Annotated in this window: 21 protein-coding genes; 9 read left to right on the forward strand and 12 right to left on the reverse strand. The window is 69.8% G+C overall.

Features of this window, described 5'->3' with window-relative positions; genetic code table 11:
* Positions 1-43 precede the first annotated feature (43 nt).
* Positions 44-1,249, forward strand: a complete 1,206-nt coding sequence (locus A6048_RS00055; protein ID WP_107747179.1) for an MFS transporter — start codon at positions 44-46, stop codon at positions 1,247-1,249.
* 47 nt (positions 1,250-1,296) lie between these two features.
* Here the strand turns inward: A6048_RS00055 and A6048_RS00060 are convergent, their stop codons facing one another.
* Positions 1,297-1,776, reverse strand: a complete 480-nt coding sequence (locus tag A6048_RS00060) for a hypothetical protein (protein WP_107747283.1) — start codon at positions 1,774-1,776, stop codon at positions 1,297-1,299.
* A 10-nt stretch (positions 1,777-1,786) separates the two neighbouring features.
* A complete protein-coding gene (locus A6048_RS00065; RefSeq protein WP_107747180.1) occupies positions 1,787-2,341 on the reverse strand; it encodes a nuclear transport factor 2 family protein in 555 nt (184 codons plus the stop codon).
* Positions 2,342-2,394: 53 nt separating this feature from the next.
* Between A6048_RS00065 and A6048_RS00070 the strand changes: the two genes are divergently transcribed.
* From A6048_RS00070 to A6048_RS00080, 3 genes are all read left to right on the forward strand, one after another.
* Positions 2,395-3,846 carry an FAD-dependent oxidoreductase gene (locus A6048_RS00070; RefSeq protein WP_107747181.1) on the forward strand — a complete coding sequence of 484 codons (1,452 nt, stop codon included), beginning with the start codon at positions 2,395-2,397 and terminating at the stop codon, positions 3,844-3,846.
* A gap of 80 nt (positions 3,847-3,926) precedes the next feature.
* The gene (locus A6048_RS00075; RefSeq protein ID WP_235027423.1) at positions 3,927-4,577 is read left to right on the forward strand and encodes a PaaI family thioesterase; all 651 of its coding nucleotides are present in this window, start codon (positions 3,927-3,929) and stop codon (positions 4,575-4,577) included.
* A gap of 40 nt (positions 4,578-4,617) precedes the next feature.
* Positions 4,618-5,316, forward strand: a complete 699-nt coding sequence (locus A6048_RS00080) for a PaaI family thioesterase (RefSeq protein ID WP_107747183.1) — start codon at positions 4,618-4,620, stop codon at positions 5,314-5,316.
* A 69-nt stretch (positions 5,317-5,385) separates the two neighbouring features.
* Here A6048_RS00080 and A6048_RS00085 read toward each other — a convergent pair whose 3' ends face one another.
* Positions 5,386-6,207 carry an SDR family NAD(P)-dependent oxidoreductase gene (locus A6048_RS00085; protein ID WP_107747184.1) on the reverse strand — a complete coding sequence of 274 codons (822 nt, stop codon included), beginning with the start codon at positions 6,205-6,207 and terminating at the stop codon, positions 5,386-5,388.
* A 12-nt stretch (positions 6,208-6,219) separates the two neighbouring features.
* Between A6048_RS00085 and A6048_RS00090 the strand changes: the two genes are divergently transcribed.
* Positions 6,220-6,978 (forward strand): PaaI family thioesterase, encoded by a 759-nt coding sequence (locus A6048_RS00090; RefSeq protein WP_107747185.1) that lies wholly within the window; start codon positions 6,220-6,222, stop codon positions 6,976-6,978.
* Positions 6,979-7,008: 30 nt separating this feature from the next.
* On the opposite strand, the gene A6048_RS00095 is transcribed toward A6048_RS00090, so the two are convergent.
* The gene (locus A6048_RS00095) at positions 7,009-7,644 is read right to left on the reverse strand and encodes a TetR/AcrR family transcriptional regulator (RefSeq protein WP_235027422.1); all 636 of its coding nucleotides are present in this window, start codon (positions 7,642-7,644) and stop codon (positions 7,009-7,011) included.
* Between the two features lie 42 nt (positions 7,645-7,686).
* Positions 7,687-9,237 carry a fatty acid desaturase gene (locus A6048_RS00100; RefSeq protein WP_235027421.1) on the reverse strand — a complete coding sequence of 517 codons (1,551 nt, stop codon included), beginning with the start codon at positions 9,235-9,237 and terminating at the stop codon, positions 7,687-7,689.
* A gap of 242 nt (positions 9,238-9,479) precedes the next feature.
* Between A6048_RS00100 and A6048_RS00105 the strand changes: the two genes are divergently transcribed.
* Positions 9,480-11,345, forward strand: coding sequence for an ABC transporter ATP-binding protein (locus A6048_RS00105; protein WP_107747285.1), 1,866 nt, complete (start codon positions 9,480-9,482; stop codon positions 11,343-11,345).
* A 40-nt stretch (positions 11,346-11,385) separates the two neighbouring features.
* Here the strand turns inward: A6048_RS00105 and A6048_RS00110 are convergent, their stop codons facing one another.
* From A6048_RS00110 to A6048_RS18140, 5 genes are all read right to left on the reverse strand, one after another.
* On the reverse strand, positions 11,386-12,981 hold the full coding sequence (locus A6048_RS00110) for an alpha/beta hydrolase (RefSeq protein ID WP_200837339.1): 1,596 nt from the start codon (positions 12,979-12,981) through the stop codon (positions 11,386-11,388).
* Positions 12,982-13,148: 167 nt separating this feature from the next.
* Positions 13,149-14,087: an SDR family NAD(P)-dependent oxidoreductase gene (locus A6048_RS00115; RefSeq protein WP_107747187.1), complete on the reverse strand. Its 939-nt coding sequence runs from the start codon at positions 14,085-14,087 to the stop codon at positions 13,149-13,151.
* Between the two features lie 173 nt (positions 14,088-14,260).
* Positions 14,261-15,598 (reverse strand): TrpB-like pyridoxal phosphate-dependent enzyme, encoded by a 1,338-nt coding sequence (locus A6048_RS00120; RefSeq protein ID WP_107747188.1) that lies wholly within the window; start codon positions 15,596-15,598, stop codon positions 14,261-14,263.
* 40 nt (positions 15,599-15,638) lie between these two features.
* A complete protein-coding gene (locus A6048_RS00125; protein WP_107747189.1) occupies positions 15,639-16,121 on the reverse strand; it encodes a GNAT family N-acetyltransferase in 483 nt (160 codons plus the stop codon).
* A gap of 10 nt (positions 16,122-16,131) precedes the next feature.
* Complete coding sequence (locus A6048_RS18140) at positions 16,132-16,809, reverse strand: hypothetical protein (protein WP_162533915.1); 678 nt, start codon at positions 16,807-16,809, stop codon at positions 16,132-16,134.
* Between the two features lie 71 nt (positions 16,810-16,880).
* Between A6048_RS18140 and A6048_RS00140 the strand changes: the two genes are divergently transcribed.
* Together A6048_RS00140 and A6048_RS00145 are read left to right on the forward strand one after the other, a co-directional pair.
* On the forward strand, positions 16,881-17,411 hold the full coding sequence (locus A6048_RS00140; protein ID WP_162845680.1) for a peptidylprolyl isomerase: 531 nt from the start codon (positions 16,881-16,883) through the stop codon (positions 17,409-17,411).
* A gap of 151 nt (positions 17,412-17,562) precedes the next feature.
* Positions 17,563-18,297: a rhomboid family intramembrane serine protease gene (locus A6048_RS00145; protein ID WP_107747191.1), complete on the forward strand. Its 735-nt coding sequence runs from the start codon at positions 17,563-17,565 to the stop codon at positions 18,295-18,297.
* A 64-nt stretch (positions 18,298-18,361) separates the two neighbouring features.
* Here the strand turns inward: A6048_RS00145 and A6048_RS00150 are convergent, their stop codons facing one another.
* The gene (locus tag A6048_RS00150; RefSeq protein ID WP_107747192.1) at positions 18,362-18,868 is read right to left on the reverse strand and encodes a hypothetical protein; all 507 of its coding nucleotides are present in this window, start codon (positions 18,866-18,868) and stop codon (positions 18,362-18,364) included.
* A gap of 336 nt (positions 18,869-19,204) precedes the next feature.
* Positions 19,205-19,471 (reverse strand): cell division protein CrgA, encoded by a 267-nt coding sequence (gene crgA, locus A6048_RS00155; protein WP_107747193.1) that lies wholly within the window; start codon positions 19,469-19,471, stop codon positions 19,205-19,207.
* Positions 19,472-19,560: 89 nt separating this feature from the next.
* On the opposite strand from crgA, the gene A6048_RS00160 reads away from it, so the two are divergent.
* Positions 19,561-20,241 (forward strand): aminodeoxychorismate/anthranilate synthase component II, encoded by a 681-nt coding sequence (locus A6048_RS00160; protein WP_107747194.1) that lies wholly within the window; start codon positions 19,561-19,563, stop codon positions 20,239-20,241.
* Positions 20,242-20,260: the final 19 nt, after the last annotated feature.

Genomic DNA, 20,260 nt, shown 5'->3' on the forward strand with positions numbered 1-20,260 from the left:
GTGGGTATCGGGCGCAGGCGGAACCGACCTCAGGAAACCTCTCGTGGACAGCACACCCCGCTCGTGGACACCGTTCGTCCTGATGGCGCTCGTGGTGATGTCGGCACTGATGTCGAGCGCGACGCCGTCGCCCCTGTACGTCGACTACCAGGAGGCGTGGGCGACCAGCGGCACCATGATCACGGTCGTCTACGCGGTCTACGCGCTGGCGGTCCTGGTCCCACTGCTGCTGTTGGGTCGGCTCTCCGACGCCATCGGCCGCCGGCCGGTGGTGATCACCGGACTGGTGCTGCTGGTGTTGAGCATGATCTCGCTGGCCGCGGCGCCCTCGGTGGCCTGGCTGATCGCCGCGCGGGTGGTGCAGGGGCTGGGCGTCGGCCTGGTCACCGGCTCGGCGGCCGCGGCGATCATCGAGTTGCATCCCACCCGGAACGCGCGGGTCGGCGCCCTCACCAGTAGCTCCACCACCAACTTCGGAATCGCAGCCGGAGTGCTCCTGGCGGGCGTGGTGGCCACCGTGTCGTCGTCACCCCTCGTCCACCCGTACGTGGTGATGGGCGTCGCCCTGGCCGCCCTGCTCGTCGGGGTGGTCTTCCTCGTGCCCGAGACGTCGGGCACCGGTCCGGAGACGCTCCGGGACGCCGTGCGGGTCCAACGGATCGCGGTGCCCGCCGGCGCCGGGCCCGCCTTCGCCCTGGCCGCGGTGTGCGTGATCGCCTCGTGGTCCGTGGGCGGGGTCTTCCTCGGTCTGGGCGGGGCGATCGCCAAGGACCTCGTGGGCCGGTCGGACTACCTGGTGACGGGCCTGGTGGTCGCCTCCCTTCAGGCCGCCGCCGCGCTGGCCCAGTTGGCGTGGAACCTGCGCGCGGGTCAGGAACAGTGGCGCAGGGGCGTCGCGATCGGCGGCGCGACGCTCGTGGTGGGGTTGGCCTCGGCCTCACTGGCGCTCGAGGCCGCGTCGGTTCCCGGCTTCGTGGTGGCCTCGGCGGTCACGGGCGTGGGAATGGGCCTGCTGTTCCTCATGGGCACGTCGCTGGTGGCGCAGAACGCCCCAGACAGTGCCCGGGGAGAAGTCTTCTCGGCCCTGTTCGTGGTGGCCTACCTGTCGCTGGGGGTCCCCGCGGTGGTGGCGGCGCTCCTGTCCGAGGTCATCGGCCTGACCACGGCCTTCCACCTGATGTCTCTGGTGGTCTCGGTGATCGCGGTGGGCGCTCTCGTCGTGGTGGCCCGTCAGGCCCGGCGCGGCTAGTGACTGTTCGTGTTCACTGACTGGTCGTGCTTACTGACTGGTCGAACTCAGTGACTGATCGTGCTCAAGGACTGGGCGGCGGCCGCCACGCCGACCGCGGCCAGGCCGGTGCGGATCCGGTCCGAGGCCAGCAGCGCCTGGATGCGGGGCCGTGTGACCTTCTCCTGGGCGATCCCCATGTGGAGCGGTACCACCCCGGCGGTGAGGGCGGGGACCGCGACGGTGGTGAGGCACGCGACGACGGTGGCGGTCAGGCCGCCCCGATCGGTCGACCGCACCGACCCGTAGGCGGCCCAGGCGGCCGCACCCAGCCCCGAGGCGTACAGGGTCAGGGCCACCGGGGCGATCCGGCGGGCGTGTTCGGCCTGGCGTTCGCCGATCCCTAGCGTTGGCCCCTCGAACAGAGTCGGATAGACGACCGAGGTGACCATTGACTGGAAACCGAGCTGGGCTGCGCACGTGGTGAGCAGGGCGAGCCGTCCCGCGCGAATGGTCGGGTCGGGGCCCGCGGGGTGTCGGCGGATCATGTGCGTCACGCTACCCCTCGCGGGACCTGCCGAGCAGGCCTCGGCCCTCACCGTCGTCGGTGACCGCCCGGGCGGTCCGCAGGACCACCCGCCAGCCGCGGTCGGGCGCGTCCACCGGACCGAGGCGCTGGAGTTCCCATCGGTTCGCCGTCACGCGCATCACGGTGTAGCGCCCGGGGCGTGAGGAACGGACCACCAGTTGGGTGTAGCCCGTGGCCACTGCCCTGTCGCCGTCGAGCAGGACCACCGGCAGGCCGGGGACGTGACCGCACCCGTGGGCGATGAGTCCCTGGTGGGCGTGACCGCGCACCATCCCCGCCAGGCCCTCGTGGCCCTCGAGCACCCCGGTGTCCACGTCGTAGACCCCGTCAGCGGTCCAGAGCTCGGCGACCCCCTCGGCGTCACCGGAGTCGACTCTGGGGGAGTAGGCGGCCACGATCCTCAGGACGGCCAGCTCGTCCTGGGCGGCGTCGAGGCGGGCGTGGGTGTCGGTGATCCGGGTCTCGGCCGACGCGAGGCGGGCTTCGAGGGCGTCAAGGCGGGGGACGGCGGGAGGGGAAGTCATGAGCCTTACACTAATGCGCCTTCTCATGAGATGAACACGTTATAGTTTTGGCCATGACGGACACCAGGCCAGACACTCGTCCATCGCTACACACCGCAGACGTGGTGGTGATCGGCATGGGCATCGCGGGGGCGTGCGCGGCGATCGAGGCGGCCGAGGCCGGGGCGTCGGTCCTCGTCCTGGAGGGCGCCTCCGGACCGGGGGGCTCGTCGGCGCAGTCGGGGGGCGAGGTCTACCTGGGTGGGGGCACCGCCACGCAGCAGGCGCTCGGGGTGGAGGACACCGAGGAGGACATGCGTGCCTTCCTCACGGCCGCACTGGGCCCGAACGCGGACGAGGCCAAGATCGCCGACTACTGCGCGGGTGCCGTGGATCATCACGACTGGCTGGTGGCCCACGGCGCCGAGTTCCACCACAAGCTGTGGGACACCCCCACGTGGATGCCGGGTGACGACTCGGGACTGATGTGGATGGGTGAGCGGGCCCAGCCCTACGCCTCGATCGCACGACCGGCCGCCCGCGGCCATCGCCCGCCCGCCCCGAACTTCGCCGGCAATCTGCTGATGGACGCCCTGGTGGCCACCGCGCAGAAGGCCGGAGTGACGCTGCACTGCGACGTCAAGGCTCGATCGCTGATCGTCTCCGAGGGCCGGGTGGCGGGCGTGCGGGCCACTGAGTTCGGCGAGGAGCGCGAGTACCTGGCGACCGGCGGGGTCGTCCTGGCGACCGGCGGGTTCGTGGACAACGACCGCATGCTCGAGCAGTGGGCCCCGCAGCAGGTGGGTAAGGACAAGGTCTCCGACGGTCGCGACGACGGTTCCGGGATCGAGATGGGCATGGACATCGGCGCCGCCGTGCGCCGCATGCACCAGACCGAGACGGCGATGCTCATCATCCCGCGCCTGGCAGTGGGCGCGATGTTGGTGGACGGCGACGGCCAGCGCTTCATCAACGAGGAGGTCTATCCGGGCCTGTACTGCCATGCCGCGGTGCACCACCGCCGGCCGCCGGTGTGGGTCATCATCGACGAGAAGGGCATCGAGGACGTCCCGGAGAGCGAGCTGTGGGGGATGCAGCCCATGCACGCCGCGGAGACCATCGAGGAGCTCGCCGCGGACTGCGGGCTGCCGGGCGACGCCCTCGCCGACACTCTCCGCCGCTACAACGCCGGTGCCCGGAACGGCGAGGACCCGCAGTTCGGCAAGAGCGCACGCTGGGTCCGTCCGCTCGAGCCGCCGTTCGGCGCGTACCCCACCGGGGCGGGCGGTCCGGACACCTTCAACGGGCTCCCCCTCAAGGCGCAGGGCTTCACCCTCGGTGGGCTGCACACGGACCTGCAGTCGAGGGTGCTCGACCGCGCGGGTGAGGCGATCCCCGGCCTGTTCGCCGCCGGCCGCTGCACCCACGGTCTGCACGGCGAGGGCTACATCTCCGGTACGTCCCTGGGCGACGGGTCGTTCTTCGGCCGCCGCGCCGGGCGCGGGGCGGCGCAGGGGACCGGGTAGTGACCGATCATCCGACCGGCGGGGCTGCAGGGCAGGTGGCTGTCCCGCGGCGGGCACGACCCGTGGTGGAGACGGGTCCATTGGACCCGTCACGAGGTGGCGGGGGCCGGATCGACAGGGTCGACGACGACGAGGCCGGCCTCTTCGCCCTGGTGGATCAGGTGCGTCGTATCCGCGCACTGACCACCGGAGGGTTGTTCGACACGGACCTCGACCCGCTGACCGCACAGTTGCGCGAGGTGGCCGACCGGCTGGAGGCCGCGTCGGCGAGCACGGAACGCAGGCAGGCGGTCACGTGGTCGACGGGTGACTACGTCACCAACTGCCCGGTGGTCGGTCGCTCCAACGTCCTCGCCCCGCCGATCGCGTTCGACATCCTGGACGACGGGACGCTCCGGGGCGAGGTGACCCTGGGTCTGGAGTATCAGGGCCCGCCCGCGTGCGTGCACGGCGGGATGGTCGCCCTGCTGTTCGACGTGGTGCTGGGCCGGGCGAACTTCCACGCCGGTGCCACCGGGATGACCGTCTACCTGGACGTCGACTATCGCAGCCCCACCCCGGTCCTCGAGCCGATCGTGGTGACCGGCCGCCAGGTGAGGGTGGAGGGGCGCAAGATCTGGGCGCAGGGGGCCATCCATGCCGGAGATCGGCTGTGCGCGACGGCGGAGGGCATGTTCGTCGAGCCCGGCGGACTGCTCCTCGAGAACCGGCGCCGCCTGGCGGGAGGGTGATCGGCGGTATCCGGGTGAACGCGGAGTAGATTCGGTTTTCGTGACCACCGATGCCTCCGCCACCGACGACCGCCCCTTCGGAACGACCGACCCCGCCTCGGCCGCCGAGGAGGGGACCCCGTTCCTGCGCCAGGACGACGACGCCTCCGGCTCCACCGAGCTGGCCCGTGAACTGCGCCGGGTGCGGGGCCTCGTGGCCGGTTCGCGCTTCGACGACGTCCATGACGCCGTCACCACCGTCTGTGAGCTCGCCGACCACCTCGAGGCCGTGGGCACCATGGTGCGACCGTCGGACTACGCGACCTGGGGCGTTCCGGAGCATCTCGCCTCCAACCCCGCGATCGGCAGCCGCAACCCGGTCTCCCCGCCGCTCGAGCCGGTGGTGTTGCCCGACGCCACCGTGCGGGCGGATCTGCGGCTGGGCATCGAGTACCAGGGCCCTCCCGGGTGCGTGCACGGTGGGATCGTGGCGCTGGTCTTCGACGAGATGCTGGGCCTGGCCAACGCCGCCGCCAAGAGCGTGGGGATGACCGCGGACCTGCGGGTGATCTACAGGTCGCCGACGCCGTTGTACGCCCCGCTGCGATTCGAGGCGCGGCAGGACCGGGTCGAGGGCCGCAAGATCTGGGCCAGCGCCACCGTGTACAGCGGCGAGACGCTGTGTGCGCGCGCCGAGGCCCTGTTCATCGAACCCAGGGGGATCTCCGAGGCGCAGCGGGACCGGCCCATCGAGGGCTGACGTCTCCCGAATCCGCTTCTCAGACCGCCCCCCGGGACGGGGGGCGGGTGGCGAGGCGGTGGAGGGCGCTCAGGCGTCGCCGCGGAGGGCCTTCATCCGCTTGGCCGCGCCGGCCACGATCCGGCCGCGGTCGACTCCCGACGACCACTCCACCTGCTTGGCGTTCTGCTCCCCGCCGACCACGTGCACCGGTCCCCGGTGGAGGGAGTCGAGTACCTCGGTCGCGACGTCCGCGGGTTCGCTCACGGTCATGCCCGGGATGTCCATGTCCAGTCCTGCGCGGATCATGGCGGGGGTGCGGGTGACGCCGAGGATCACCTCGACCACATCCACGCCGTGTTCGCGCATCTCCAGCCAGAGGCCCTCCACGAAGACGCGGCTGAAGGCCTTGGCCGCCGAGTAGATGCTCATGTCGGCGTGACCGAGGTAGCCGGCCATCGACCCCATGACCACGATGCCGCCCCGACCGCGGGCCTTGAGGGCGGGAGCGAAGTGCCGGATGACCTCCAGTGGCGAGGTGATGTTGAGGTCGATCACCTGCTGGACCCTGTCCATGTCCGACTCGGCGAACTCCGCGCCGTAGGTGTTGGCTCCGGCGTTCAGGATGACCAGCCCCACGTCCAGGCCGTCGCAGGCAGCGGCGATGCCGTCGGCCGCTCCCCGCTCGGTGAGGTCCACGGAGAGCACGCGGCACTCCACGCCCCGGGCGCGGACCGCGTCGGCCGTCTCCTCGAGTGGGCCGCTCCTGCGGGCGACCAGGACGGATGAGATGCCGGCGTCGGCCAGGCGGAGGGCGATCTCGGAGCCCACCCCCTCGCTTCCTCCCACGACGAGGGCCCACGGGCCATAGGTGGCGGCATCGAACTGCTTCGGATTGACGGGTGTCGACATAGTCTTCAGAGTATGGCTAACGACAGTGATAGACCCGAAATCGGCCGAGGTCCGCTCCCGAAGATCGAGGGCGTCGACGATTTCCAACTGAGCAGCATGAGGGAACGCGTCGGGGACACCTTCGATCCCGTTCCGGTCCCGGACCTGCCCACGCCGGATCCCGCCCTGGACCGCTCGGTGGCGGAGTTGCGCAGGTTGCGCGAGGCGATCGCCGGGCTCGCACACTCGGACGTCGAGCTGGGGGACATCGCGGACCGGTTGGCCGAGGTCGCGGACCTCCTCGAGCCGCGCGTGCCCGAACCGGCCAGGCGGCTGGAGGCAATGTGGACGGGCGCCGGGTCCCGCCGGGCCAACCCGGTGGGTGGGCCGGAGAACCCGATCGCCCCGCCGGTCCGGTTCCACGGCTGCGACGACGGGTCGGTGACGGCGGAGGTCACCCTCGGACTGGCCTATCAGGGGCCCCCCGGGTGCGTCCACGGGGGGATCAGCGCGCTGATCATCGACCACATGATGGGTTTCGCGAACCACTGGGGGGGCCGCTACGGCATGACCGCCCACTACGAGATCGACTACCGTTCACCGACCCCGCTGCTCCGGCCGCTGACCTTCCGCTCCTGGGTGGACGAGGTGGACGGGCGCAAGACCTGGACCAACGCGACCATCCACGCGGGGGATCGGCTGTGTGTGGAGGCACGCGGGCTCTTCCTGGAGGCGAGCGTCGCGATCCCGGGTCGCCCGGATCAGCGGTCGACGGTCGGGGACGGGGCCTGACCGGGCGTCGCCGCCTCAGTGCGACCCCCCTCAGTGTTGGAGGTCGATCTGCACGACCTTCTGCAGGTAGGGGGCGATCACCTCGGTCAGGCCCGAGGCCAGTTGCTCCGGGTCCTCGGGCGGCAGCGAGATGAAGCTGATGCCGATCCGGGCGATGATCGAGGCGGCCAACCGGGCCTGGGTCTCCTCGATCCGCATCCAGCTCTCCGAGAGGGCCGGCACGAGAACCTCGGTGGCACGCTCGATGAGCGGTCCCGCCTCGGTGGTGATCAGCCGCAGCAGGTCGGGCTTGATGTCGCCGGTGACCAGCGCGCGGATGAGCGGGTCGCGGCTACTGGACTGCAGGAAACCGTCGATCCCCTCGCTCAGTGCCAGCTCGATCTGCCCGGGATGCCGGATGATGGAGTCCCGGATCTCGCCGGCGAAGGTCTCGGCCAGTTGGAGCGCGTACGCCTGCGCCAGCCCCTGCCGGTTGCCGAACGTGCTGTAGAGCGTCTGCCGACTGAGCCCGGCCGCCTTGGCCACGTCGGACATGGTCACGGCTGACCAGTCCTGCGACTCCAGCAGTTGGTGCATCGCGTCGAAGACGGTGAGGCGAGGCGACCAACGCTCCCCCTGGGAATCCCCGGAGGAGCGTCGGTCACTGGTGGAGGGGCGGCGCGGCATGAGGTCTATTGTTCCTGATCTCCGGAACCGGGCGGTGGAGGGCTACTTCACGGGCAGGAAGTCGACCTTGTCGCGGACGCCGCAGTCCGAGCACCGCCAGGTGGTGGGGATCGCCGACCACGGGGTCCCGGGCGGGAAGCCCTCGCGCGGCTCGCCGGCGGTCTCCGTGTAGTGGTGCCCGCAGTTGGGGCACACGTACTCGCCGGTCGGGGAGGTCTGGTCGGCGGCGATGTCGGTGTCCACGACCACCTTCTCGGCCACCGCGGTGGATCCGGCCGTGGTCGCATCGACCCCGTACCGGGCGAGAACCTTCTCCCGCTTGGACGGCTGGATGTTGGCGCGGGTGATGTCACCGTCGTAGTGGGCCAGGACTCGCTTGTCCATGACCTTGCGCCACAGCGGCGGCACGTACGCCAGGACCATCATCGTGGCGTAACCCGAGGGCAGCTGCGGGGCCTGCTCGAAACTGCGCAGGACCTGGTAGCGGCGCATCGGGTTGGCGTGGTGATCCGAGTGACGCTGCAGGTGGTACAGGAAGATGTTGGTCACCAGGTGGTCGGAGTTCCACGAGTGCTCCGGCCGGCAGCGCTGGTAGCGGCCGGCGGAGGTCTTCTGCCGCTTCAGTCCGTAGTGCTCGAGGTAGTTGACGACCTCCAGCAGCGAGAAGCCGAAGACCGCCTGGACGATCAGCCACGGCGCGATCTCCCAGCCGAACACCGCGATGAGCCCGCCGAACAGCACGACCGTCATGAGCCAGGCGTTGAGGTTGTCGTTGCGGAGGCTCCACGGACTCTTGCCCAGACGCCCGAGCCGCTCGGACTCCAGGTGCCAGGCCGACTTCAGCGAACCGAACACACTGCGCGGGAGGAAGGCCCAGAACGATTCGCCGAACCGCGAGCTGGCCGGGTCCTCCGGGGTCGCCACGCGGGCGTGGTGACCGCGGTTGTGCTCGATGAAGAAGTGTCCGTAGCCGGTGGTGGCCAGGGCGACCTTGGACAGCCACTTCTCGCTGCCGGCGATCTTGTGCCCGAGCTCGTGGGCGGTGTTGATCCCGATCCCGCCGGTGATCGCGACGGTCCAGGCGACGCCGATCGAGGCGGCGATCCCGAGACCCCCGTCGTAGCCCAGCCACGACAGGTCGTCGGCCGACCACAGGTAGGCGGCCGCGATGAGGGACGCGTACTGGAAGGGGATGTACAGGTAGGTGCACCACCGGTAGAACGGGTCGGCCTCGAGCCGGTCCATCACCTCGTCCGGCGGGTTCTGACCGTCGGCGCCCACTGCGAGGTCGCCGAGCGGGATCGCGACGTAGACCAGGACGGGGAGGAGGAACCACGCGGCGGTGGCGGCGGGGCCCCAGCCGAGCGCGTTGAAGCCGGCGACGAACGGCATCGACAGGAACAGACCCATCGCGGGGATGAGTCCGAGCAGCCACAGGTACCGCTTGGCGTCGGTCCAGGCGAACGGCTCGACCACCTCGTCGGTGGTGTCGCCCACCGCGGGGGTGGCGCCCTGTCCGACTGGATCCTTCGTGAGGTCCCCGGAGGGCCCCTCGACCCCGCCCGCGGGGCGGATGTACTCGGTGCTGGACATCGTCAACGACCTCCGAAAATCAACGTAGATGTGGCATACGCCACTGCCTGGTGTCAAGATTAGACAAATTCCGGGCTCATGTCTAGACATGGGGCCGTTCTTTGTCCAGGGATGACGACGACGAGGTCTTCCGGTCCTGAGGCCGGCGAGGAACAAGCGCGGAATAAGGGGGCCGTTCGCGCAGTTGTACCGACAGGTCGTCGGATCCTCTCTCCGACGCGGGAGGAGCGGCGGACGTGACGATGCAGCAGGCCGCCATGCGCACCTTGATGCGGGCCGAGAACAACAACATCACGCTCGACCGCAGCGTCTTCACCCGTGAGAACTTCCGCCGGATCGGTCAGTTCGCGCGTCCGCACACCCGGTTGATCGTCTTCTTCCTGATCCTCTCCGTGTTCGGCGCCTCCCTCGCCGTGGTGACCCCGCTGCTCGCCGGCCGGGTGGTCACGGCGATCGTGGACGGTGCCGCGGTGCGTGTGGTGTTCCTGCTCGCCGCAGCCATCGCGGTGATCGGTGTGGTCGAGGCGATCAACAACGTCGTCACCAGGTTCTGGTCGGCCCGTATCGGTGAGGGTCTGATCCTGGACCTGCGCCGGTCGGTGTTCGACCACGTCCAGACCATGCCGGTCGCGTTCTTCATGCGTACCCGGACCGGTGCGCTGGTGAGTCGGCTCAACAACGACGTGATGGGCGCCCAGCGGGCGTTCTCGGACACGCTCTCCGGGGTCGTGTCCAACCTCGTCCAGCTCGTCCTGACCCTCATCGTGATGGCCGGGATCAACTGGCAGCTGACCCTCATGTCGGTGCTGCTGTTGCCGGTGTTCCTCTTTCCCGCCCGCTACGTGGGCAGGCGACTCGCCAGGCTCCGTCGCGAGGCCTCCGACCTCAACGCCTCGATGAACGACCAGATGACCGAGCGCTTCAACGCCGGTGGCGCGACGCTGGTCAAGCTCTTCGGCCGCCCCGACGCGGAATCCGCCGAGTTCGCCTCCCGTGCGGGACGGGTGCGGGGCATCGGGGTCCGCACCGCGCTGCTCATGAGCGTGTTCATGAACTCGCTGACCCTGGTCTCCACCCTGGCGCTGGCGCTGGTCTACGGCGTCGGTGGCTGGTTCGCCCTCACCGGTGGGATGGACGCCGGCTCGGTCGTCGCCCTCGCACTGCTGCTCACCCGCCTCTACGGGCCGCTGACCTCGCTGGCCAACGCGCCGATGGACGTGGTGACCGCCATCGTCAGCTTCGAGCGGGTCTTCGAGGTGCTGGACCTGGATCCGCTGCTCAAGGACGCCCCCGACGCGGTCGACGTCCCGGAGGGTCCCGCCTCCATCGAGTTCGACGACGTCCGGTTCTCCTACCCCTCGGCGGACAAGGTCTCCCTGGCCTCGCTGGAGGAGGTCGCCGTACTCGACACCCGTGGCGGACAGGAGGTCCTCCACGGGGTGAGTTTCCGGGCGGACCCCGGACAGATGATCGCGCTGGTCGGGTCGTCCGGCGCCGGCAAGTCGACCATCGCCTCCCTGCTCCCGCGGTTGTACGACGTGGACTCCGGGGCGGTGCGGGTGGCCGGTCTGGACGTGCGTGAGGTCACCTCGTCGTCGTTGCGCCGGACGGTGGGCATGGTCACCCAGGACGGCCACCTGTTCCACGACACGATCCGGGCCAACCTGTCCTTCGCTCGCCCCGAGGTCTCCGACGAGCTCGTGTGGGACGCCCTGCGCCGGGCGCGGCTGGAGGACCTGGTCCGGTCGCTGCCCGACGGGCTGGACACCGTCATCGGCGACCGCGGATACCGGCTCTCCGGTGGCGAGCGTCAGCGCCTGACCATCGCGAGACTCCTGATCGCGGAGCCGTCCGTGGTGGTGCTGGACGAGGCCACCAGCGCACTGGACTCCACCAACGAGTCCGCGGTCCAGGAGGCCCTGACCGAGGCGATGTCCCACCGGACCTCGCTGGTGATCGCCCACCGGCTGTCGACCGTCCGCGCGGCCGACCGCATCCTCGTCCTGGAGGGCGGCAGCGTGGTGGAGTCGGGAACCCACACCGAGCTGCTGGCCGCGGGAGGGCGCTACACCGAGCTCTACGAGACGCAGTTCGCCGACCAGGAGTAGCGACCGGTCCGGCGGTACCTGTCACGAGCGTCCCCACCCGTCAGTAGCGCTCCTCGGCGATCGCGGCGTGGACCCGGTCGGTGTCGGCGTCGGTCCAGCCCGGGGGTTCCAGGATGCGGGCCCACATCTGCGCGGCGTCCGGCCCGAAGGTGTGACCGTGGCCGGCGGGGACGTCCGCCGAGAACACCATGTCCAGAGTGACCTGCCAGAACGTCACGAAGGGTGTCCAGCGCACTCCCGGGTCCAGATCGGGTCCCAGGGGTTCGCGCAGCCAGTCGGGCCGCTGCAGAAGGAGATCGAACGACCACCAGGTGATGGGGTCGGACGCGTGCTGCCAGTAGACGATCCGCGGCGTCGCCCACGGCGCGCCGTCGAGATCGAGGTCCTGCCCGCCCGCGGCGAAGCGCACGTGCTCGCCACCGTCGACCACCGGCAGTCGTTCCGGTGACCCGGCATCGCGGTGGGCGGTGATGTACGACCACTGCGGGGAGAAGTTGGGCGTGCCCACCCAGAGCGCGCCGTCGGTCCGGGCCACCATGTCCTGCGCGCCACCGAAGGCGCTCTGGCCGCCGAAGGAGCCGAGGCTCTCACCGAACGCCACGAGCGCGGGGCGCTCGCCCTCGGGCAACGCCTCGACGGCCCGCTCCACCGCCTCGAACAAGGCGCGTCCGGCCTGCTGGGGGGACTCGCGATCGGCCACGAACGCCAGGGGACTGGGCAGGAACGAGTACTGCATGGCCGCGATCGCGGAATCCCCGCCCGCGGTGTACTCAAGGGCCCCGGCGACCCGGGGGTTGACCCAGCCGCGCCCCGTGGTGGTGGCGACTGCCAGCACGGATCTGTCGAAGGCTCCGGTGCGGTGGAGCTCGTCCACGACGAGCTCGGCGGCGTCCTCGACGGTGTCGGCCGCGTCGTGCCCGGCGTAGACGCGGATCGGGGTGGGTGCCGGTCGCCCCGTCACCTCCTGGATCTGACGCGCCGACGGTCCGCCCGCGACGAAGGTCCGACCTTCCCTGCCGAGACTCTCCCATTCCTGTGCGGACGCCGGGGAGCCCGACCTCTCGGGAGCCACCGGTTGTTCCACGCCCACGGCGGTGCCGTGGTCCGCGGCGGAGGCGGTCCTGTCGGCGAGTCCGATCACCGCGCGATAGGCGATCCCGTTGATCGAGACCACCGCGATCAGGACCACCAGCATCAACGCCACGACCCGGGCGAGCGGGGCCGGGACGTGGGGTGCGGCGATCCGGGTCAGTGCCGCGGTGCCACGCCGGATCCCCCTGGCCGCGGCGAGGATGACCACCGCCACCAGGAGCGCCAGCACCAGCACCAGCAGGTAGTTGGCGCGGTCGATGCGGTCGACGCCGGCCAGGTCGCGGGTGATCTGCTGCCACCACGAACCCAGGACCAGGAACGTCGGGACGATCACGGCGGCCGCACCGGCCAGGGTCCACCATCCGATCCTGCGCAGGCGCGCGGAATGGTCCGGGGAGATCCCGCAGGACCGGACGGCCCACGCGATCAGGCAGCCCAGGCCGTACCCGGTCGCGATACTGATCCCGGTCGCCACCGCCTGCAGGAGCCAGACGCGCGGCAGCAACGAGGGCGTCATGGACCAGACGAAGAACAGGAGCGCCATGGCCAGGCCGACCGGGTGCAGTGAGCCGACCGGGTGCAGTGAACGGGCGAAGGTGCGGATCTTCTCCGCCGACGGTGTCGTGGTCAAAGCCGGTCCAGGTGTGAGAAGACCCTGGCGGACTGCCAGGCGCGTACGCGGAGTGTATCCCCGCGCACGCGCCCCGCGGCTCAGCTCTCCAGGTGGAGACCCAGTTCGCGGGCCGCGAGCGCGGCGTACTTGGAGGTCTGCTCGAAGGCCGACTCCAGCGGGTTGGCGTCGGTGACGTCGGCGATCTCGTTCCACCGCTCGGCCACGACCTCGGGGGTGCGGGCGTTGTCGGGGAGGTAGACCCCGCGGCTCTCCACCATCTGGGAGACGGCGAAGACGCCGGCGCCGGCACCGAGAATGGTCTTGGTGGGGGCGTCCTCGCTGACCATGAACAGCGCACCGGGGGCGATGGTCTCCGGCCCCATGATGTCCAGGACCCGCTGCGGCAGCAGGTCCTCGGTCATGCGGGTGGCGGCGGTGGGGGCGATGGAGTTGACCTTGATGTTCTTCTTGGCGCCCTCGATCGCCAGCACGTTCATCAGGCCGACCAGCCCGGACTTGGCGGCGGCGTAGTTGGCCTGGCCGAAGTTGCCGTAGATGCCCGAGGACGAGGTGGTCATGAGGATGCGGCCGTACCCGGCCTCGGCCATGTGGGGCCAGACCGCCTTGGTGCAGTTGACCGAGCCCATGAGGTGGACCTCGAGCACCCTGCGGAAGTCGTCGTTGTCCATCTTGGCGAACGACTTGTCGCGCAGGATGCCGGCGTTGTTCATGAGGATGTCGATGCGTCCCCACTTGTCGATGACCGAGGAGACCAGGGCGTCGACGGCGGCCTCGTCGGTGATGTCGTTGCCGTCGACCATGGCCTCGCCGCCGGTGGCGACGATCTCGTCGACGACACGCTGGGCGGGTGATGACGGTCCCGTCGTGCCGTCGTTACCTCGGACGTCGCCGCCGAGGTCGTTGACGACCACCTTGGCGCCGCGCTCGGCCAGGGCGAGGGCGTAGGCGCGGCCGAGGCCGCCGCCGGCGCCGGTGATGATCGCGACGCGGTCCGTGAAATCAATGGGGTTGGCCATGGGTGACTCCTGAGGTTGAGAGGGGGCTCGGTTCAGATGGTAGGTGGCTCTGCTCTTAGGTGACTCTGCTCGTAGCGGGCTCTGCTCGTAGCGGGCTCTGCTCGGAGCGGGCTCTGTTCGGAGAATGCTCTGCTCGGAGCGGGCTCTGCTGGCGAAAGGCTCTGCGGCTCCGGTCAGCCCAGCTCGCCACGGACGTACGACTCGTAGGCCGGGAGATCGAGGAACCCGTGACCGGACAGGCCGATCACGATGGACGGACCGGTGCCCGCCTCGCCGGTGTGCTTGCGTGCCTCGTCGAACGCTCCCGCGAGTGCGTGGGTGGACTCGGGCGCGGGCACGATGCCCTCGGCCTTGGCGAACTCCACGCCCGCGGCAAAGGCGACGTTCTGCTCGACGGCGATCGAGTCGAGAAGCCCGAGGTGTTTGACGTGACTGACCAGGGGCGCCATCCCGTGGTACCGCAGACCACCCGAGTGGATGGGATCCGGAACGAAGTCCTGGCCCAGCGTGTACATCTTCATGAGCGGGGTGAGCCCGGCCACGTCACCGTGGTCGTAGCGGAATTCGCCCTCGGTCATGGACGGGCAGGCGGTCGGTTCGACGGCGACGATCTTCGTCTGCGCACCGGTCAGGTTCTCGCGGATGAACGGGAACGCCAGACCGGCGAGGTTGGAGCCGCCCCCGGCGCAGCCGAAGACGAAGTCGGGAGCGGTCTCACCGAACATCTCGAGCTGCTTGAGGGCCTCTTCGCCGATGATCGTCTGGTGCAGGCACACGTGGTTGAGGACGGAACCGAGGGAGTAGCGGGCCTCGGGATCGCCCGCCGCCACCTCGACGGCCTCCGACACGGCCATGCCCAGCGAACCGGGGGTGTCGGGGTCCTTGGCCAGGAATGAGCGCCCCGCCTCGGTCAGGTCGGACGGACTCGGGTGCACGGACGCGCCGAAGGTCTCCATGAGCATGCGGCGGTACGGCTTGGACTCGAAGGATGCCTTGACCTGCCACACCTCGACCTCGATGCCGAAGGCCTGACCGGCAAACGCCAGCGAGGCGCCCCACTGCCCGGCGCCGGTCTCGGTGGTGAGCTTGGTGATTCCCTCCGCGGCGTTGTAGTACGCCTGTGCGACGGCGGTGTTGGGCTTGTGCGAGCCGACCGGGCTGGTGCCCTCGTACTTGTAGAAGATCCTGGCCGAGGTGCCGAGGGCCTTCTCCAGCCGGCGGGCCCGGATGAGGGGTGAGGGCCGCCAGAGGCGGTAGATCTCCCGGACCTCCTCCGGGATCTCCACGTACCGCTCGGGAGTGACCTCCTGCTCGATGAGTGCCATCGGGAACAGCGGCGCCAGGTCCTCCGGGCCGAGCGGCTCCTTGGTGCCGGGGTGCAGGTGCGGCGCCATCGGCTCGGGCAGGTCGGCCTGGATGTTGTACCAGTGGGTCGGCATCTCGCTCTCGGGCAGCAGTGCTTTGACCAGAGGGGCCGTGACCAGCGAGCCGGATGCAGCGTCAGACGTCATGTGGAGTCCTCGAGAAATGTGGGGAGGGGTGAGCCACACCTCATCCTAGGAGGTCGCGCCGCATGGGTAGGTGCGGGATCCGTTCATCCAGGTAGTCCTGGCCGCACCGGACGAACCCGAACTGCTCGTACCACGCCTCGAGATGGGTCTGCGCACCGATCTCGACGGGTGTGTCGCCGCAGATCTCGAGGCCGTGACGGATCAGTCGGCCGGCGATCCCCCGCCCCCGCGATCCGGAGGCCGTGCACACCCGGCCGAGGTGCATGACGCCCCCGTGGACCTCCGAACCGAACACGCGCAGGGTGGCCACCAGCTCGTCCGGACCGGTATCGGTGGACGGAGCCCAGGCCAACAGATGCGTGGTCCCGGGGTCGGCGTCAACCTCGTCGATCTCCGCGTACGGGCAGTCCTGCTCCGCGACGAAGACGTCCACGCGCAATTTGTACAGCGCGTGGACGTCCAGCGGACCCAACCCGGCCAGGGGAGAGGCGACGACTCTCACCGGAGAGTCGCGCTCACTCATCGTGTGCAGATCAGAGCTTGTCGGCCGGATCGTCGTCCGACGGCTGCGGCGCGGAACCGGCGGCCGCGCCCGGCGCAGCGCTGCCGGCGGCGGGAGTGGTGCCGTCCGACTGGTCGGCGGGGCCATCGGGATCGGGCGAGTCGATGGTGAGGTCCTCACCGGTCTCGGATTCACCGGCGGTGGTCGAACCGGCGGCCGGGGCGGACGAAGTGGCGGGGGCGGACGTGGTGGCGGAGGCCGGGGTCGTCGACGGGGTCGACGCGGCGGGCGCGGAGGAGCCCTGGTCGCGGAGGAAGTACGCGGCGGCACCCGCGACGGCCGCGCCGCCGGCGAGTCCGACGATCCACAGGGGGGCGAGGCGGCGCCGCGCCTTGGGCTTCTCCTGGGGCGCGGTGAGGACGGAGGACTGCTCCCGTAGGGCCTCGGCGTGCTGCTTGGCGTCCGCGGCCAGATTGCCCAGGATCTCCGCCTGCTCCGCGCGGCGGTCGCGCAGCACCTGGATACCGCGGCTCGCGCCGAAGAGGGCCAGGCCCGCGGGCCCACGGGTGGCGGCCACGGCGGCCTCGCCCAGGAAGCGGGGGTCCTTGAGGTCGAATGCCTTGCGGGCGGCGGTGCCGGCCTTCTTCAGGTCCTTCTCCGCCGACTTGATGGCCTTGCGCTCGGCGGCGCGATCGCTTCGTGTGCTCATGGGTAGATGGTGGCACAGCCCTCGGACACCGACCACCACCTCGCCGACATCCACCGGGACCGCGTGGCAGGATGGTCGTCGTGAGCATCGCAACGCAGAAGGCAACCATCCACACGAACAAGGGCGACATCGTCGTCGAGTTGTTCGGCAACCACGCCCCGGAGACGGTCGCGAACTTCGTCGGCCTGGCCGACGGTTCGAAGGACTACTCCCAGGCCAACGCCAAGGGCGAGAAGACCGGCCCGTTCTACGACGGCTCGATCTTCCACCGCGTCATCTCCGGGTTCATGATCCAGGGCGGCGACCCCACGGGAACCGGCCGCGGCGGCCCGGGGTACCAGTTCAAGGACGAGTTCCACCCCGAGCTCCAGTTCAACGAGCCCTACCTGCTGGCCATGGCCAACGCCGGCCCGGGGACCAATGGTTCGCAGTTCTTCGTCACAGTGGGCCCGACGCCGCACCTGAACAACCGGCACACCATCTTCGGGAAGGTCGCCGACGCGGACTCGCAGAAGATCATCGACACCATCGCCACCACCAAGACCGGCGCCATGGACCGCCCGGTCGAGGACATCGTGATCGAGTCCATCGAGATCTCCTGACACTCGATCCCCGGGGTCGTGGCGACACGGCCTGACCAACGGCGCGGGCACCGGACCACCGGTCCCGCGCCGTCGGTCTATCCATGACGATCGAAGAGCAGTGGCATTCGAGCAAAAGTGACATTCGAGCAGCAGTGACACCCCGGAAACCATGACCACCCAGACACACAGCGGCGGCGCCGTCTCCCGCTTCTTCCGACTCCAGCCGGTGACCGCGTGGATCATCACCGCCAACCTCGCGGTCTACGCCGCCACGGTCGCCCAGTCGCGGAGCATGCTCGGCAACCACGCCTCGTCGCTGTTCGAGGCCACGGCTCTCTACCCGCCGCTCGTGGCGGCGCGGGACGAGTGGTGGCGTCTGATGACCTCGGCCTTCCAGCACTTCGGGCCGATGCACCTGCTGCTCAACATGTACATGCTGTGGATCCTCGGCCTGGGTATAGAGCGCAGCATCGGGCACGCGCGCTTCTTCGCGCTGTACCTGGTCTCGGCGCTCGGTGGTTCCGTGGCCGTGATGTTCTACGGCCAGAACGCGCTCACGGCCGGGGCGTCCGGCGCCATCTTCGGCCTCATGGGCGCCTACGCGATCGTCGCCATGTCGATGCGCCTGGACGTCAAGGGCATCGGGATCCTGCTGGTGTTGAACATCGGCGTGAGTTTCCTGGTCCCCGGCATCTCCCTGGCCGCTCACCTGGGTGGCCTCGTGGTGGGCGCACTCGGTGCGCTCGTCCTCGTGGTGCTGCCCCGTCGACTGCCGAGGCGAGTGGGCCGCGGCGGACGGGTGACCGTGTCGTGGCTCGCCTATCTGCTGGTGGTGGCGCTCGTCGCCGTGGCCGCCTGGTATGCGGCCGACACCATGTCGCTGGGCTTCCTCTTCAGCCGGTAGGGCCCGGGCCGCCGGCATCCGGACCGCTGAACCCCTGCCCGCAGAACCCCGGCCCGCTGAAGCGCTACCCGCGGGACCCGTTCCCTCGAGACCCTGATCCGTCCGGGCCCGGGCCGCGAGACCCCCCGAACCCCAGCCCGACCAGCGTCTCCATCACCTCACGCGGATCGGCCCCCAGGTCGCCCCGGGTGAACACGTCGAGCTGCTCCCGCCCGCGGTCGTCCACGTACTCCAGTCGCATGAGGTGCTGGCGCACGCCCCATCTCGCGACCCCGAGCGCCCGAATCTCCACTACCTCCGCCGGCGGTACGAACACCACCCCGCCGAGCTTCTTGATCGCCAGTTGCCCGTCCACCACCTCGATCCGGGGACGCCGCACCAACTGCATCACCCCCGCGGGGATGAGGAGCAGCGCCAGCAGTCCGGTGAGGATGAGACCGAGCGGGTCGCCGTTGGTGAGTCCCACCACCACGGCACCGGCGCCCAGGGCGATCTGCGCCGCCGGCCACAGGGTCCCCGGGCTCCACGATGCCGCGTCGTGTCCGCTGGCAGATGCTGCTCCCTCTCTCATTCCGTCATCCTCCCTTATCCACAGGCGTTATCCACACTGTGGATGAATAACACCGTTGGAGTTCGATCCGCGTTCGAAAGGACAGGACCCCGACCTGCGGCGTAGTCCTCGTCGTCGTCGTGGAGGGTTTATCCCCAGTGTGGAGGGAGTTGTCCACAGCCTGTGTGGGCAGGTGCCACCGCAGGTAACAGTGGTCACTTCGCCAGATACACCACGTTGACCTGCAACGATGTCAATTCGATGAGTAAATGCAGGTCACCCCCCGCGTGTTGCGGGGGGTGACCTGTGGACAAAGCTGTGGATTGCGCGGAACCGGGTTCCGGCAGAGGCGGTGTGCTACCGCCAGTTCATGGTCATGAGCAGTCCGACCACGGCCAGACCGAAGCCGATGGCGAAGTTCTGCCAGGTCTCGAGAGACTGCATGACCGGGATCCGCTCACCGGCGATGTAGTACGTGACCAACCACGCCAGACCCAGGATCATGAGACCGAACATCACGATCAGATACCACTGGGCCGTGGGCGTCCCCTTGACCTTGACGGGGGTGCGGCTGACGGCCGCGTCTGTGTACTCGGTCTTCGACCGGACCTTTGACTTGGGCATGACGTCCTCGCACTGGTGGGGCTGATCCAGTCCACTCTACCAAGCCCTGCCCTGGACGTTCATCCCACCGACGGCAGTACGCTGCATCTATGCGCATCCTCGTCGTCGACAACTACGACAGCTTTGTCTACAACCTGGTCCAGTACCTGGGGCAGTTGGGCGCGGCGTGTGAGGTCTGGCGGAACGACGACGAGAGGCTCGCCGGCCCGGACGGTGGCTATGACCCGGCGGCGCTGGCCCGCGTGGTCGCGGAGTTCGACGGCGTCCTCCTCAGCCCGGGCCCGGGCACGCCAGATCGCGCAGGGGCCACGATCCCACTCATCGGGGTCTGCGGGCGCTCCGGCGTCCCCGTCCTGGGCGTGTGCCTCGGGCACCAGGCGATCGGTGAGGCCTTCGGGGCCACGGTCGACAGGGCTGCTGAACTCATGCACGGCAAGACCAGCCGGGTCAGCCACGACGACTCGGGTGTTCTCGCGGGGATCCCCAGCCCGTTCACGGCGACCCGCTACCACTCGCTGACGGTGCTGCCGGAGACCGTCCCGGACGAACTGGTGCCCACCGCGTGGACCGAATCCGGGCTGATCATGGCGATGCGGCACCGCGAACTGCCCGTCCACGGGGTGCAGTTCCACCCCGAATCGGTGATGAGCGACGGTGGGCACCGCATGCTCGCCAACTGGCTGGGTATGTGCGGCGAGCAGCCGTCGGAGACGCTGGTGACGGGCCTGGAGCAGGAGCTCGACCGGGCCCGCGGCGCCGCGCTCGCCTGACCCGGCCGCCCGGCGCCTG

Origin of the sequence: Dietzia psychralcaliphila (genome assembly GCF_003096095.1) — a bacterium.
Lineage (GTDB): Bacteria > Actinomycetota > Actinomycetes > Mycobacteriales > Mycobacteriaceae > Dietzia > Dietzia psychralcaliphila.